Annotated in this window: 9 protein-coding genes; 4 read left to right on the forward strand and 5 right to left on the reverse strand. The window is 72.4% G+C overall.

What is annotated here, in order from left to right:
* Positions 1-357 precede the first annotated feature (357 nt).
* The gene (locus tag ACFWVP_RS00200; protein WP_384492671.1) at positions 358-2112 is read left to right on the forward strand and encodes an NAD+ synthase; all 1755 of its coding nucleotides are present in this window, start codon (positions 358-360) and stop codon (positions 2110-2112) included.
* A 60-nt stretch (positions 2113-2172) separates the two neighbouring features.
* Here ACFWVP_RS00200 and ACFWVP_RS00205 read toward each other — a convergent pair whose 3' ends face one another.
* The 4 genes from ACFWVP_RS00205 to ACFWVP_RS00220 form a co-directional block, all read right to left on the reverse strand.
* Positions 2173-3393, reverse strand: coding sequence for an MFS transporter (locus ACFWVP_RS00205; RefSeq protein WP_384492672.1), 1221 nt, complete (start codon positions 3391-3393; stop codon positions 2173-2175).
* Positions 3394-3802: 409 nt separating this feature from the next.
* Positions 3803-4828: an endonuclease/exonuclease/phosphatase family protein gene (locus ACFWVP_RS00210; RefSeq protein ID WP_384492673.1), complete on the reverse strand. Its 1026-nt coding sequence runs from the start codon at positions 4826-4828 to the stop codon at positions 3803-3805.
* Positions 4829-4996: 168 nt separating this feature from the next.
* On the reverse strand, positions 4997-5665 hold the full coding sequence (locus ACFWVP_RS00215) for a TetR/AcrR family transcriptional regulator (protein ID WP_384492674.1): 669 nt from the start codon (positions 5663-5665) through the stop codon (positions 4997-4999).
* Between the two features lie 404 nt (positions 5666-6069).
* Positions 6070-7707 (reverse strand): MFS transporter, encoded by a 1638-nt coding sequence (locus ACFWVP_RS00220; RefSeq protein WP_384492675.1) that lies wholly within the window; start codon positions 7705-7707, stop codon positions 6070-6072.
* Between the two features lie 158 nt (positions 7708-7865).
* Between ACFWVP_RS00220 and panB the strand changes: the two genes are divergently transcribed.
* The 3 genes from panB (at position 7866) to ACFWVP_RS00235 (ending at position 10754) form a co-directional block, all read left to right on the forward strand.
* Positions 7866-8753 (forward strand): 3-methyl-2-oxobutanoate hydroxymethyltransferase, encoded by an 888-nt coding sequence (gene panB / locus ACFWVP_RS00225; RefSeq protein WP_384492676.1) that lies wholly within the window; start codon positions 7866-7868, stop codon positions 8751-8753.
* A 133-nt stretch (positions 8754-8886) separates the two neighbouring features.
* Positions 8887-9909: an ATP-binding cassette domain-containing protein gene (locus ACFWVP_RS00230; protein WP_384492677.1), complete on the forward strand. Its 1023-nt coding sequence runs from the start codon at positions 8887-8889 to the stop codon at positions 9907-9909.
* Positions 9906-10754 (forward strand): ABC transporter permease, encoded by an 849-nt coding sequence (locus ACFWVP_RS00235; protein ID WP_384492678.1) that lies wholly within the window; start codon positions 9906-9908, stop codon positions 10752-10754. The genes ACFWVP_RS00230 and ACFWVP_RS00235 overlap by 4 nt, the downstream gene beginning before the upstream one ends.
* On the opposite strand, the gene ACFWVP_RS00240 is transcribed toward ACFWVP_RS00235, so the two are convergent.
* Positions 10755-14099: a BTAD domain-containing putative transcriptional regulator gene (locus ACFWVP_RS00240; RefSeq protein ID WP_384492679.1), complete on the reverse strand. Its 3345-nt coding sequence runs from the start codon at positions 14097-14099 to the stop codon at positions 10755-10757.
* Positions 14100-14142: the final 43 nt, after the last annotated feature.

Consider the following 14142-nt stretch of genomic DNA (forward strand, 5'->3'; position numbering starts at 1 on the left):
GCCCGGCGCCACCGCGCGTGCGCGGGGTGCCGGACTGCGGGAACCGGCCCGGCGCCACCGCGCGTGCGCGGGGTGCCGGACTGCGGGAACCGGCCCGGCGCCACCGCGCGTGCGCGGGGTGCCGGACTGCGGGAACCGGCCCGCCGGAGCGCGCACGCGCCCCCGGACGTCCGGGGGCGCCGCGCCCCGCCACGGTCCTCCCTTCGCGGCGCCCCGCGCTGCGCCCCCTCCCCCGCTGTCGCGACGGCCCGTCCGGCCCCGTCGGCAGCGGCCCCGGACCCGCGCCCGCCCGCCCCCGGCCGGAATTCCGCGGGCCCGCCAGGACATCGCGTCAGAAAGACGATTACACTGGGCCGCGTGCCTCAACTACGTCTCGCACTGAATCAGATCGACTCGACCGTCGGTGACATCGCCGCCAACTCCGAGTCCGTCGTCCACTGGACCCGGCACGCCGCCGAGCAGGGCGCCCATCTGGTGGCGTTCCCCGAGATGGTGCTGACCGGATACCCCGTCGAGGACCTGGCCCTGCGGTCGTCCTTCGTCGAGGCCTCCCGGGCGGCGCTGCGCGCGCTCGCCGTCCGCCTCGTCGACGAGGGCTTCGGCGAGCTGCCGGTGGTCGTCGGCTACCTCGACCGCTCCGAGCACGCGGCGGCGCGCTACGGGCAGCCCGCCGGTTCCCCGCGCAACGCCGCGGCGGTCCTGCACCGCGGGCAGGTCGCGCTGAACTTCGCCAAGCACCACCTGCCCAACTACGGCGTGTTCGACGAGTTCCGGTACTTCGTGCCGGGCGACTCGATGCCCGTCGTGCGGGTGCGCGGCATCGATGTGGCGCTCGCGATCTGTGAGGACCTCTGGCAGGACGGCGGCCGGGTCCCGGCCGCCCGTGCCGCCGGGGCCGGGCTGCTGCTGTCGATCAACGCGTCGCCGTACGAGCGTGACAAGGACGACAGCCGGCTCGAACTGGTCCGCAAGCGCGCGCAGGAGGCCGGTTGCACGACCGCCTACCTGGCGATGATCGGCGGCCAGGACGAGCTGGTCTTCGACGGTGACTCGATCGTCGTCGACAAGGACGGCGAGGTGATCGCCCGTGCCCCGCAGTTCGCCGAGGGCAGCGTGATCCTGGACCTGGATCTGCCGGCCGCCGCGTCCGAGGCCCCGTCCGGGGTCGTGAACGACGGGCTGCGCGTCGACCACGTGGTGATCTCCGAGGAGCCCCTCCCCGCGTACGAGCCGGAGCTGGCCGGCGGCTACGCGGAGCGGCTCGACGACGACGAGGAGCTGTACTCGGCGCTGGTCGTGGGCCTGCGCGCGTACGCCGCGAAGAACGGTTTCAGCAGTGTGCTGATCGGACTCTCGGGCGGCATCGACTCGGCACTGGTCGCGGCCATCGCCTGCGACGCCCTGGGGGCCGCGAACGTGTACGGCGTCTCGATGCCGTCGAAGTACTCCTCGGACCACTCCAAGGGTGACGCGGCCGAGCTGGCCCGGCGTACCGGGCTGAACTTCCGCACCGTGCCGATCGAGCCGATGTTCGACGCGTACATGGGATCGCTGGGGCTCACCGGTCTCGCCGAGGAGAACCTCCAGTCGCGGCTGCGCGGCACGATGCTGATGGCCATCTCCAACCAGGAGGGCCAGATCGTCCTCGCGCCGGGCAACAAGTCGGAGCTGGCCGTCGGTTACTCCACGCTGTACGGCGACTCCGTCGGCGCGTACGGGCCGATCAAGGACGTGTACAAGACGTCGGTGTTCCGCCTCGCGAAGTGGCGCAACCGTGCCGCCGAGGAGCGTGGGCAGACCCCGCCGATCCCGGAGGCCTCCATCACCAAGCCGCCGAGCGCCGAACTGCGCCCGGACCAGGTGGACACGGACTCACTGCCGGACTACGACGTGCTGGACCGGATCCTGGAGATGTACGTCGACCGGGACCAGGGGCTCGACGCGATCGTCGCGGCGGGCTTCGACGGGGAACTGGTGGCGAAGACGCTGCGGATGGTGGACACGGCGGAGTACAAGCGCCGGCAGTACCCGCCGGGCACGAAGATCTCGCCGAAGGGCTTCGGCAAGGACCGCCGTCTGCCGATCACGAACCGGTGGCGCGAGTCGAGCTGACGCGCGGGAGGCGTACGCCGGGACCGTCCGGCGTACGCCTCCTCGGGCCGGGGTGCGCGGTCAGCGCGCCCCGGCCTCCTGCTTGCGGTGCACCTCAGCCGTGGTCGCACTCGCCCCCGCCACCACCCGTGAGGTTCCCGGGGTCCGGTCCAGGAAGCCGGCCGTGACCGCCACCGCGAGGCCGGCGACCGCGAGTACCGCGCCGACCAGGGCCGGTGACGTCCAGCCCCAGCCCGCCGCGATGGCCACGCCGCCGAGCCAGGCGCCGCCCGCGTTGGCCAGGTTGAACGCGGAGTGGTTGGAGGCGGACGCGAGGGTGGGGGCGTCCTTGGCCTTGTTCATCACGAGCATCTGCAGCGGCGTGGTGGTCATGAATCCGATCCCGCCCAGCAGGACCACCATCACGAGTGCCGCCCACTGCACGTGCACGGTGAACGGGAAGACCACGAGGACGACGGCCAGCGCGGCCAGCGATCCGTAGAGCGTGGGGCGCAGCGCGCGGTCCGTCAGTGGTCCGGCCGCCAGAGCGCCCAGGGTCATCCCGATGCCGAACAGTGCCAGGACGAGTGTCACCGAGGACTCGCCGAAACCCATGGCCTCGGTCGTCATGGCGGAGAGGTAGGAGTAGACGGCGAAGACACCGGCGAAGCCGAGCACCGCGGTGAGCAGCCCGAGCAGCACCTGCCGGTTGCCGAGCGCCCGCATCTCACGTCGTACGTTCTGGTGCGCCTCGGTGGGCATCTGCGGTACGAGCCGGGCGAGCGCCGCCATGGCGACGACCCCGATCACCGAGACGACGACGAACGTGGCGCGCCAGCCGAGGTGCTGGCCGAGCAGGGTGGCGGCGGGTACGCCGACGATGTTGGCGACGGTCAGTCCGAGGAACATGGTCGCCACGGCGCGGGCCTGCCGGCCGTCCGGGACCAGCCGGGCGGCGACGACGGCGCCGACCCCGAAGAACGCCCCGTGCGGCAGCCCGGCCAGGAAGCGGCCCGCGAGCAGCCAGCCGAAGTCGGGGGCGAACGCCGAGGCGAGGTTGCCGACGGTGAAGAGGGCCATCAGCAGCAGGAGCATCCGCTTGCGCGGCACCCGTGAGCCGAGGGCGGTGAGCAGCGGGGCGCCGAGGACGACGCCGATCGCGTAGGCGGAGACGAGGTAGCCGGCGGTCGGCACGGACGTTCCCAGATCGTCCGCGACGTTGGGCAGCAGGCCCATCATCACGAACTCGGTGGTGCCGATGCCGAAGGCGCTCACAGCGAGGGCGAGCAGGGCCAGGGGCATGGAGGTGACCTTTCGGGCAGGCGCGCGGCCCGGCCTGTGGAGCCGGGTGGCGGGAGGTGGTGGTGGGAGCGTCGGCTTCGTTGCCGGTCCGGGACTATGTATTCATCCGGAACAAAGTGTCGCAGACGATTCATGCCCGGAGGTGAACACACCGTTGCGCCCAGATGTGGCCTGTGCCTGCTCCGGCGGCGCGAGGATGCCGGGACCGCTGGTCGGAACGGATTCGGCGGTACGCCGGAGCCGGGCAGGAAGGCGGCCGCCCGGCCTGCCCGGTGGCGAAGATCACGGGTGGTCGCGACGCGCGGGTCGGCGAAGGCCGTCCTGCGCCACGGTCCCGACCTCCCGCTCGCCGTCCATCAGGTCGGCGACGTCCTGGGCATCGGCCGACAACCGATTGCGCCCCGGTCGGTCAGAGTCGGATGCGGGCCGCGATCGGGAGGTGGTCGCTGTCCGTGGCCGGGAGGGTCCAGGAGGAGAGGGGTTCGACGCCCCGGACCATGATCTGGTCGATCCGCGCCATCGGGAGCGACGCCGGCCAGCTGAACCCGAAGCCGTCGCCCGCCGCGCCCTGGGTGGACCGCATCTGGGCCGTGACCGCGTTCAGGGAACGGTCGTTCATCGTGCCGTTCAGGTCGCCGAGCAGGGCCACCCGGTCGAGCCGCTCGTCGCCGATCGCCTCGCCCAGGGCGTCGGCGCTCTTGTCCCGCTGGTTGGCGGTGAAGCCCGCGTGGAGCTTGACCCGTACGGAGGGGAGGTGGGCGACGTACACCGCGATCGAGCCGTCCGGTGTGGTGACCGTGGCGCGCATCGCGCGGGTCCAGCCCAGCTTGATGTCGACGGGGCGGGAGCCGGTCAGCGGGTACTTGCTCCACAGGCCGACCGTGCCCTGCACCGAATGGTGCGGGTAGCGGGCGGCGAGTGCCTTCTCGTACGTGGCCACCTTGCCGGCGGGCAGTTCCTGGAGGGCCACCACGTCCGCGCCGGAGCCCGCGACCTGCTGGGCGGTGCCCGTGGGGTCGGGGTTGCCCGCGTTGACGTTGTGCGTGGCGACGGTGAGGTTGCCGCCGGTGCCGGACTTGTCGGCGAACAGCAGACCGCCGAAGAGGTTCAGCCAGACGACGACCGGCAGGAGCAGCGCGATCAGCGCGGTCGCCGAACGCCGGAGGAGGCCGAGGATCAGCAGCGGCGCCACGAGCAGGCCGAACCACGGCAGGAAGGTCTCGATGAGGCTGCCGGTGTTGCCGATGGCGTTGGGGATCTCCGAGTGGAAGACCATCACCAGGGTGAGGAGGACCGAGCAGATCGCGAGGAGGATGCCGCGTCGCCAGATGCCCCGGTCCGTGGTCAGTCTGTGCCGCAGGGCCTGGAGGCGGGATCCGCGTCCGAGCGGACCTCGGTCGGTGTTCTCGGTGTCCGCCCTGTACGCCTGCACCATCGCGCTTGTCCTCACTGCCTTGCCGTACACATCGCCGCGCCCCACGACCCTAGGCGATGAACGGCGGTATTCCTGCCGTCGACGACGGCCGTACTGGCATCAGGACGACGGAAGTGGTGTCGGGGGTTCCGGTCGGCGGGACGGTTGTGGGTGCTTGTGACGGAACGCTCATGCGCGGGCGGACGCCGGGATCTCCGCGTTGACCTGCGGTTTCGGCGCGAGGCCCTGGAGCAGGACCCGGATGACGCGGTCCACCAGGTCGTCGGGCAGGGCGGACTCGGGGCGGTGGACGGTACGTACGAGCATCGGGCCGAGGAACATGTCGTCCATGAGTTCCACGTCCAGGTCGTCGCGGAGCTCGCCCGCTTCCACCGCGCGCCGGACGGCGGCCAGCATCGCCACCCGGCGTGGTGCGATGACGGTGCCCTGGTACTCGGCCCACAGCTTGGGGTGGCTCTTCATCTGCGCGAACACATTGTGCAGGAGGACCGAGGAACGCTGGGCGAGGCCCCGGGTCCGCACGGACTCCAGCAGGAGGCGCAGGTCGGCGAGGCCGGCGGTGCCGGAGACGGTGGGGTCGGCGGGCTCGATGTCGCGCAGGACGTCGACGAAGAGCTCCTCCTTACCGCTCCAGCGGCGGTAGATGGTGGCCTTGCCGACGCCCGCGGTGCGGGCGATGCGCTCGATGGACAGGCCGGCCAGGGGTTCCCCGGACTCCAGCAGTTCCACGACGGCGTCGAGGATCGCCCGCTCGGCGGCGGCGCTGCGGGGGCGGCCGCGGCGGGGCTCGTGATCGCTCCCGGCCTGGTCCTGGGGCTGGTCCTGTGCCGCCTGCACGTGGGTCCTTTCGCTGTGCGGGTCGCGGGGCGCGGTTGCCGTTCGCGGTTCCCGGGTCGCCGTCCGCCGTTCGTTCCGATTCTCGCCGACCTGTGGGGGCGGGGCGACCGCCGCTCGGGGCGGGGGTGGGGCCGGGCCCGCCCGGCGTGACGCGTTGTCCTCGAACGCCGGACGGGCTTGAATTGCCCGCCCCCGACACGGCCCTCCCGATCCGCCCTGACGCAGACCCGCCGGGCCCGTCCGACGTGACGTTTCGTCCTCGGACGCCGGACGGGCTAGGACTGCCCGGCGTGACCGATCGTCCTCGAACGCCGGACGGGCTCGGGGACTGCCCGCCCCCACACGGGCCCTCGCGTCCTGCCCTGACACAGGTCGCCTGGGCTCGCCCGGCGGGGTTCGGGCGGTTACGGGTTCCTGGTGCCTCCGGTCAGGGTCCTGCCGGGGGCCGGTGCCGGGGTGGTGGGCCGGGGGTCCTCGACGGACGGGTGGGGGGACCTGCCCGGGAGGAACAGGCCGACCACCAGGGCGCCGATCAGGGCGACCGCCGCCGAGCCGAGGGCCGTGACGTGCATCGCCGAGATGAACGCGTCGTTCGCCGCGGCGATCAGCGGCGGGCCCGCCGGGCCCATTCCGGCCGCGACGCCGAGCGTCGCCTCGATCGACTCGCCCGCGACGTCCCGCGCCGCGGCCGGGACGCCGGCGAGGTGGCCCTCGATGCCACCCCGGTAGACCGTGGACAGCACCGAGCCGAGCACGGCGATGCCGAGCGCCCCGCCGACCTGGCGGAACGTGTTGTTGATGGCCGAACCCGAGCCCGCCCGTTCGCGGGGCAGCGCCTGCATCACGGCGACGGTGACCGGCGGCATGATGTGCGCCATACCCGTGCCCTGGACGAAGAAGACCACGCACATCACCCAGACCGGCGTGTCCGTGCCGAAGAGCGCGAAGGCCGCCAGGCCACCCGCGACCAGCAGCATGCCGACGGTGCAGACCGCACGCGCGCCGAACCGGTCGACGACCAGCCGGGCGCGCGGCGCGAAGATCATCTGCGCGGCGGCGAGCGGCAGGACGAGCAGCCCCGACTGCAGGGCGCTGTAGCCGCGCACGCTCTGGAGGTAGAAGGCGGAGAAGAAGGTGACGCCCATCAGCGCGAAGAAGACCAGCGCGATGGCGGCGACCGCGGCGGAGAAGGCCGGCTTCCGGAAATAGGAGATGTCGATCGACGGGTGGCTGCTGCGCTTCTGGTGCAGCACGAAGAGTGTCAGCACGAGCAGCCCGCCGAGCAGCGGCGCGAGCACGGTGAGGCCGGTGAAGTCGGCGAGTTCGCCGCCCCGGATGATGCCGTACACCAGCAGGACCAGGCCGACGACGGACAGCAGGACGCCCGGCGGGTCGATCCGGCCGGGGTTCGGGTCCCGGGAGTCCGGTACGAGGACGGCCATGGCGATCAGCGCGACGATCACCACGGGGACGTTGACGAGGAAGATCGAGCCCCACCAGAAGTGCTCCAGGAGCAGGCCGCCGGTGATCGGGCCGATGGCGATGCCGAGGCCGACGCCGCCGGCCCAGATGCCGATGGCCTTGGGCTGCTCGTCACGTTCGAAGACGTTCATCAGGACCGCGAGCGTGGCCGGCATCACGAACGCCGCGCCGAAGCCCATCAGGGCGCGCCAGGTGATGAGTTCGCCGGGTGTGGTGGAGAGCGCGGCGAGGCCGGAGCCGATGCCGAAGACCAGGATCCCGGCCAGGAGGACCTTCTTGCGGCCGATCCGGTCGCCGAGCAGGCCGGCGGTGAAGAGCAGTCCGGCGAAGACGAGCGTGTAGGAGTTGATCGCCCACTCGAGCTCGCTCTGGGTCGCGCCGATGCCGGTCGGCGCGGGGCCGGCGATCGTCTTGACCGCCACGTTCAGGATGGAGTTGTCCAGCACGACGATGAGCAGGCTGAACATGAGGACGGTGAGGATGACCCATCGGCGGCGGTGGACCGCTTCCGGGACACGGGACTCGGCGGCGGGGGCGCCGGACGGTATGGGCGTGGGCATGGGGACGAGCCTAACCCTGTTTCGATACGAGACCGTCTCGTATTGGAAAGTCTTTACCCCGGGGGGCCCACTTCCCGGGAACGGCTCCGGGATGCCACCATGGAAGGGATCCGGGGACGCCGTCAGGGCGCCTCGAGATGACGAAGGAGCAGTACGCCATGTCTGTTCAGGCTGCGCAGAATCAGGCCGTCACACCCTCCACAGGTTCCTCCCCCGCCGCCGGCAAGGCGTTGTACGGGGGAAAGAGCACCCGTCGCATCACGGTCAACGACATCGCCGCCGCCACCGAGCGCGGGGAGAAGTGGCCCATGCTCACCGCATACGACGCGATGACCGCGTCCGTGTTCGACGAGGCCGGCATCCCGGTCATGCTCGTCGGTGACTCGATGGGCAACTGCCACCTCGGCTACGAGACCACCGTGCCCGTCACGATGGACGAGATGGCCATGCTCTCCGCCGCCGTCGTGCGGGGCACCACGCGTGCCCTCATCGTCGCCGACCTGCCCTTCGGCGCGTACCAGGAGAGCCCGGTCCAGGCCCTGCGCAACGCCACCCGCCTGATCAAGGACTCCGGGGTCGGCGCGGTCAAACTGGAGGGCGGCGAGCGGTCACACGAGCAGATCCGGCTGCTGGTCGAGGCCGGCATCCCGGTCATGGGACACATCGGTCTGACCCCGCAGTCCGTCAACACCATGGGCTACCGGGTGCAGGGCCGCGGCGAGGAGGCGGCGCAGCAGCTGCTGCGCGACGCGAAGGCGGTGCAGGACGCGGGTGCGTTCGCCGTCGTCCTGGAGCTGGTGCCGGCCGAGCTGGCCGCCGAGGTGACCCGCACCCTGCACATCCCGACCATCGGGATCGGCGCCGGCCCTGACACGGACGCCCAGGTCCTGGTCTGGACGGACATGGCCGGACTGACCGGCGGCAAGGTGCCCCGCTTCACCAAGCAGTACGCGAACCTGCGCCGGGTGCTCGGGGACGCCGCGAAGGAGTTCGCCGACGAGGTCGTCGGCGGATCGTTCCCGCAGGCCGAGCACACCTTCCACTGACGCCCCACTGACCACTGCCGCACCACCGACAGCCCGCCGACTTCCCCCATCGGCGGGCTGTCGCCCTTCGGCCGATCGGCTGTCAGCGACATGTCGGTGACTTGTCGCCGACTTGTCGGTGAGGGCTGATGTCATGGTGGACATGACGCGAAACGACAAGAACCCCAGCAGCGGCGGGAACGCCGTCGAGGTACGGGGGCTGGTCAAGCACTACGGCTCGACCAAGGCGCTGGACGGCGTGGACCTCGATGTGCGCGAAGGCACCGTCCTCGGTGTGCTCGGGCCCAACGGCGCCGGCAAGACCACACTCGTACGCTGCCTGTCCACCCTGGTCGTCCCGGACGCCGGCCATGCCGTCGTCGCCGGCTTCGACGTGGTGAGGCAGCCACGGCAGCTGCGCCGCACCATCGGTCTGACCGGGCAGTACGCCTCGGTCGACGAGAAGCTGTCCGGCTGGGAGAACCTCTACATGATCGGGCGGCTGCTCGATCTGCCGCGGAAGACCGCGCGGGCCCGCGCCGACGAGCTGCTGGAGCGGTTCTCGCTCACCGAGGCGGCCAAGCGGCCCGCGATGGACTACTCCGGCGGTATGCGGCGCCGGCTCGACCTGGCCGCCTCGATGATCGGCAGCCCGTCGGTCCTCTATCTGGACGAGCCGACGACCGGACTCGACCCCCGTACCCGCAACGAGGTCTGGGACGAGGTGCAGCGCATGGTCGCGGAGGGGGCGACCGTGCTGCTCACCACCCAGTACATGGAAGAGGCCGAGCGGCTCGCCGACGAGCTCACCGTCATCGACAAGGGCAAAATCATCGCCGGCGGCGGGGTCGACGAGCTCAAGGCGAAGGTCGGTGGCCGCACCCTGCAGATCCGGCCCTCGGACCCGGCGCGGCTGGCCGAAATGGCACAGACGCTCAGGGAGGCCGGGCTCGACGGGATCGCCGGTGCGCAGGCCGTCCCTGACGAGGGGCTGCTGTACGTGCCGATCCTCAGCGACGAGCAGCTGACCGCCGTGATCGGGCTCCTCGGCACCCGGGGCTTCTCCCTCGCCCATGTCGCCACCGCCCTGCCCAGCCTGGACGAGGTGTTCCTCGCCATCACGGGCGAGAAGTCCGGCCACCCGACCGACACGATCGCCCAGGAGGTCGCGGCATGAGCACGGCGACACTGACGCCCACGCCCACCGGCCCCGCACCGGTGAAGACCTTCTCCGACGAGGACCGGATCGGGCTGCGCGCCAATCTGCGGCACATCGGCGCGCTGGCGCGGCGCAATCTGCTCCAGATCAAGAAGGATCCGGAGTCGATGTTCGACGTCCTCCTGATGCCGATCGTCTTCACCCTGCTCTTCGTGTACGTCTTCGGCGGTTCCGTCGGCGGGAGCATGGGCGGCGGCCGGCAGGAGTACCTCAACTACCTGGTCCCCGGCCTGATGGCGATGATGGGGATGAACATCGCGTCCGCGGTCGGCACCGGCGTCAACGACGACTTCCGCAAGGGTGTCATGGACCGGTTCCGTACGATGCCGATCGCCCGTTCCTCGGTCCTCATCGCGAAGATCGTGGTCGAGCTCGGCCGGATGATGATCGCCACCCTCATCCTGCTCGGCATGGGTTTCGCGCTCGGGATGGAGCTGGGCACCTCGGTGGCCGGACTGTTCGCGGCCGTCGCGCTCTCGGCGGTGTTCGCCGCCGCGATCATGTGGATCTTCATCCTGCTCGGGCTCGCCATGAAGACGGCCCAGGCGGTTCAGGGCGTGGGGTTCCTGGTGCTGATGCCGCTGCAGTTCGGTTCGTCCATCTTCGCGCCGACCCAGACGATGCCGGGCTGGCTCCAGACGTTCACCGACGTCAACCCGCTGTCCAACCTGGCGGACGCGGTGCGCGGCCTGATGATGGGCGGACCGGTCGCCCACTCGGTGTGGGTGACCCTCGCCTGGGCCGTGGGCATCACCGTGGTGGCCGGCCCGCTCGCGGTCAGCAGGTTCCGCAAGCGGACCTGATCACGGGGCGGTGTCCGCCTCCCGCGCGTACGCGTCCGTCAGGGCGGTGGCCTCGTCGAGTGTGAGGCCACCGCCCTCGGCGTACGCGGCGTCGAAGGTGGCGTCGTCCGGCAGGCCCGCGCGGGCGATCTCCTCCGCGCGGGCGCGGTTCTGCCGCTCAGTCACCGTCGGTACGTGACGGTCCGGGAGCAGCGCCTCGTGCAGACCGAGCAGCCGCGCCGCGTCCCTGCTCCGCCGCTCGCCGCCGAGCCCGCCCAGCGACCAGGCGACGACGACGAGGTGCAGCGAGGGCATGTCGGGCGCCACCATCTGCGACATCGATCCCTGCGACCGCTCCAGCGCGCGGGAGGCCCGGTCCAGGCCCCTGGCGTACCGCCCGTCGAGGTTGTCCAGCCAGGCCTGCAGCCCCAGCACGAAGCCCTCGAAGATCGCCACGGTCTCCGATCCGAACTCCTCACGCAGGAGTTCGAGCTGCTCACGCGCCTCGGCCGTACGGCCCGTCCGGCCCAGATACATGGCGAGGTAGAGCCGGGCGGCGGGTCTCGCCTCGTGCCCGGCGTGCCGTCCCGCGTCCAGCACCTCACGCAGGATGGGCTCCCCCTCCTCGCCCCGGCCCGTCTCGCAGAGGGCGGAGGCGTATCTGGCGCGCAGCAGCGCGACCTGGGACTGGGCACCGAGCCGCTCGGCATAGGTGACCGCGGTACGGAAGTCCTCGGCCGCCGCCGCGCTCCGACCGGTGCGCTCGTTGGCCTCGCCCCGGGAGGAGAGCGCCTCGGCGGCGCCCCAGGCGTCACCGACGCGTACGAAGATGCCGAGGCTCTCGTCCGCGTCCTGCCGGGCCCCGCCCGCCCAGTCGGGGCGGTTGGCCAGGACGTTGGCCCGCATCTGCAGGGCGGCGGCGAGCTCCCACTCGTAGCCGAGCTCCCGGCAGGTGCGGACCGTCTCGTCGACCAGTTCGCGCAGCTGGTCGGGATCCCCGGTGAACAGGACGGCGAACAGCCAGAGCGATCCCGGCATCCGGCAGGTCTGCGGCTGACCGGCCCGGTAGGTGCGGGCGATCGCCTTCAGCCGCGCGATGCCCTCCTCGGTGGTCCACTCGTCGGTCGAGTGGTCCATGTTGGCCAGCTGGATCAGCCGCACACCGCGCCGGGCCTCCTGGAGCTGCTCGGGCTCCATCGGCGGCGGCCTGTCCGTGCACCGTTCCAGCAGGGAGGGGGCCGGTTCGACGGGCTCGGCGAACGGGTCGGGGCCGAGCTCCGCCGCCGCGTCGGCCCAGTGCCGGGCGTCGGTCCGCAGATCGCGCATCTGCCAGTACCAGCCGAGGGAGAGGACGAGGCAGAGGAGCTCCTGCTCGTCCCGGGCGGCCTCGGCCCGGCGCAGGGCGGTGCGCAGGTTCTCGTACTCGCGCCGGAGCAGGGCGAGGGCGTCCTGCTGTCCCGCGCCGCGGAGCAGCGGATCGGTGAGGCGGGCGAGCTCCCGGTGGTGGACGAGGTGGCGCCGCTCGACGGCGGCCCGCTCGCCGGCCTCGTCGAGCCGGTCCGAGGCGTACTCGGCGACGGTCTCCAGGAGCCGGTACCGCATCCCGTCGTCGCTGTCCGGGGCCGCGACGACGAGGGACTTGTCGACCAGGGAGCCGAGGATCCCCGCGATGTCGCGGGCGTCGACGCCCCCGACGGAGCAGACCTCCTCGGCCGCGGTCAGCGCACACCCGCCGGCGAACACCGACAGCCGCCGGAGCACCGCGCGTTCGGCCGTGTCGAGGAGGTCCCAGGACCAGTCGACGACGGCCCGCAGGGTCTGCTGGCGCGGCAGCACCGTACGGCTCCCGCTGGTGAGCAGGCGGAAGCGGTCGTCGAGGCGGTCGGCGATCTGGCGTGGGCCGAGCATCCGCAGCCGGGCCGCCGCGAGTTCGATGGCGAGCGGCAGACCGTCCAGACGGCGGCAGATCTCCGCGCAGGCCGCCGCGGTCTCCTCGTCGGCGTCGACGCGGAAGCCGGGCCTGGCGGCGGCGCCTCGGTCGGCGAGCAGACGCAGGGCCATGGGGTCCGGCAGCGGGCCCACGGGGTGCAGCAACTCGCCCGGGACGCCGAGGGGTTCACGGCTCGTGGCGAGGACGGTGAGGCCCGGGCAGTGGGCGAGGAGATGGTCGGCGAGTTCCGCCGCCGCCTCGATCACGTGCTCACAGTTGTCGAGCAGCAGGAGCATGCCGCGCCCGGAGCAGTGTTCGGTGAGCTGGACGACGGCGCTCCCGGCACGGTCGGAACCCCGCTCGGCCGCGCGTTCGACGGCGCGGATCTCCTCGGCGCCCGCACCCCGCAGCACGGTCTCCCGGGCACCGATGGCGCTCAGTACGGCCTCGGCGACGGCGCCCGGGTCGTCGACGGGGGCGAGCTCCACGAACCAGACCCCGTCGGGCCAGGAGGCGGCGACCGTCTCGGCGGCCTCCTGGGACAGTCTGGTCTTCCCGGCGCCGCCGGGGCCGAGCAGGGTGACCAGCCGGGCCCGGGTCAGGTCCTCGCGCAGTCCGGCGATGTCCGTCTCCCGCCCGACGAAGCTGGTGAGCCTGGCCCGCAGGTTGCCCTGGCGGACGCGGACGCGGCCGGGTGCCGGGGCCGGGCGGGGCGGGTCCTGGTGCAGCAGTTCCTCGTACAGCTTGCGCAGCTCGGGGCCGGGGGCGGTACCCAGGCGGTCGGCGAGTACCGTCCGCGCGTCCTCGTACGCCGCGAGGGCCTGCGCGGGGCGCCCGGCGGCCTGCAGCGCCCTGATGCGGAGGGCCTGGAGGGGTTCGTCGATCGGGTGGTCGGCGCAGAGCGCGGTGAGTTCGGGCAGGGCGTCGTCGGCGCGGCCCAGGGCGAGGGCGGCGGTGATCCGGGTGCGGCGCGCGTCGAGGCGCCGGGCCTCCCAGCGGGCCGCGGCCACCGCGCGGTCGGGCAGATCGGCGAGGGCGGGCCCGCGCCACAGTGCGAGCGCCTCGTCGAGGACGGTCAGCGCCCGCGCCGCGTCGCCGTCCGTCAGGGCCCGCGCCCCCTCCCCCGCGAGCCGCTCGAAGCGGTACAGGTCCACGGCGTCCGGGCCGACGGCGAGCCGGTAGCCGTTCTCCACGGAGTCGACCGCGTCCCGGCCGAGCGCCCGCCGGAGCCGGCCCACGAGTGCCTGCAGTGCGCCGGACGCGTCGGCGGGCGGATCTCCGTCCCAGACCTCGTCCACGAGCACCCCGGCGGGGACGGTACGCCCGGGGCGCAGGGCGAGCACGGTGAGCAGGGCACGCAGCCGCGCCCCGCCGAGGGCTGCGGCCGTGCCGTCGTCGCGGAGTGCGCGGGTGGTACCGAGGATGCCGTAGTGCACGCGCCCATTGTCCGTGACGGCCGGGTGGTTCGTGGAACTACCA

The organism is Streptomyces sp. NPDC058637 (assembly GCF_042717325.1).
Taxonomy (GTDB): Bacteria; Actinomycetota; Actinomycetes; order Streptomycetales; family Streptomycetaceae; genus Streptomyces.

Bases quoted from the DNA above. Each gene is read 5' to 3' on its own strand.
- ACFWVP_RS00205 (WP_384492672.1), bottom strand. From the start codon at position 3,393: ATGCCCCTGGCCCTGCTCGCCCTCGCTGTGAGCGCCTTCGGCATCGGC.
- ACFWVP_RS00210 (WP_384492673.1), bottom strand. From the start codon at position 4,828: ATGGTGCAGGCGTACAGGGCGGACACCGAGAACACCGACCGAGGTCCG.
- ACFWVP_RS00220 (WP_384492675.1), bottom strand. From the start codon at position 7,707: ATGCCCACGCCCATACCGTCCGGCGCCCCCGCCGCCGAGTCCCGTGTC.
- panB (WP_384492676.1), top strand. From the start codon at position 7,866: ATGTCTGTTCAGGCTGCGCAGAATCAGGCCGTCACACCCTCCACAGGT.
- ACFWVP_RS00230 (WP_384492677.1), top strand. From the start codon at position 8,887: ATGGTGGACATGACGCGAAACGACAAGAACCCCAGCAGCGGCGGGAAC.
- ACFWVP_RS00235 (WP_384492678.1), top strand. From the start codon at position 9,906: ATGAGCACGGCGACACTGACGCCCACGCCCACCGGCCCCGCACCGGTG.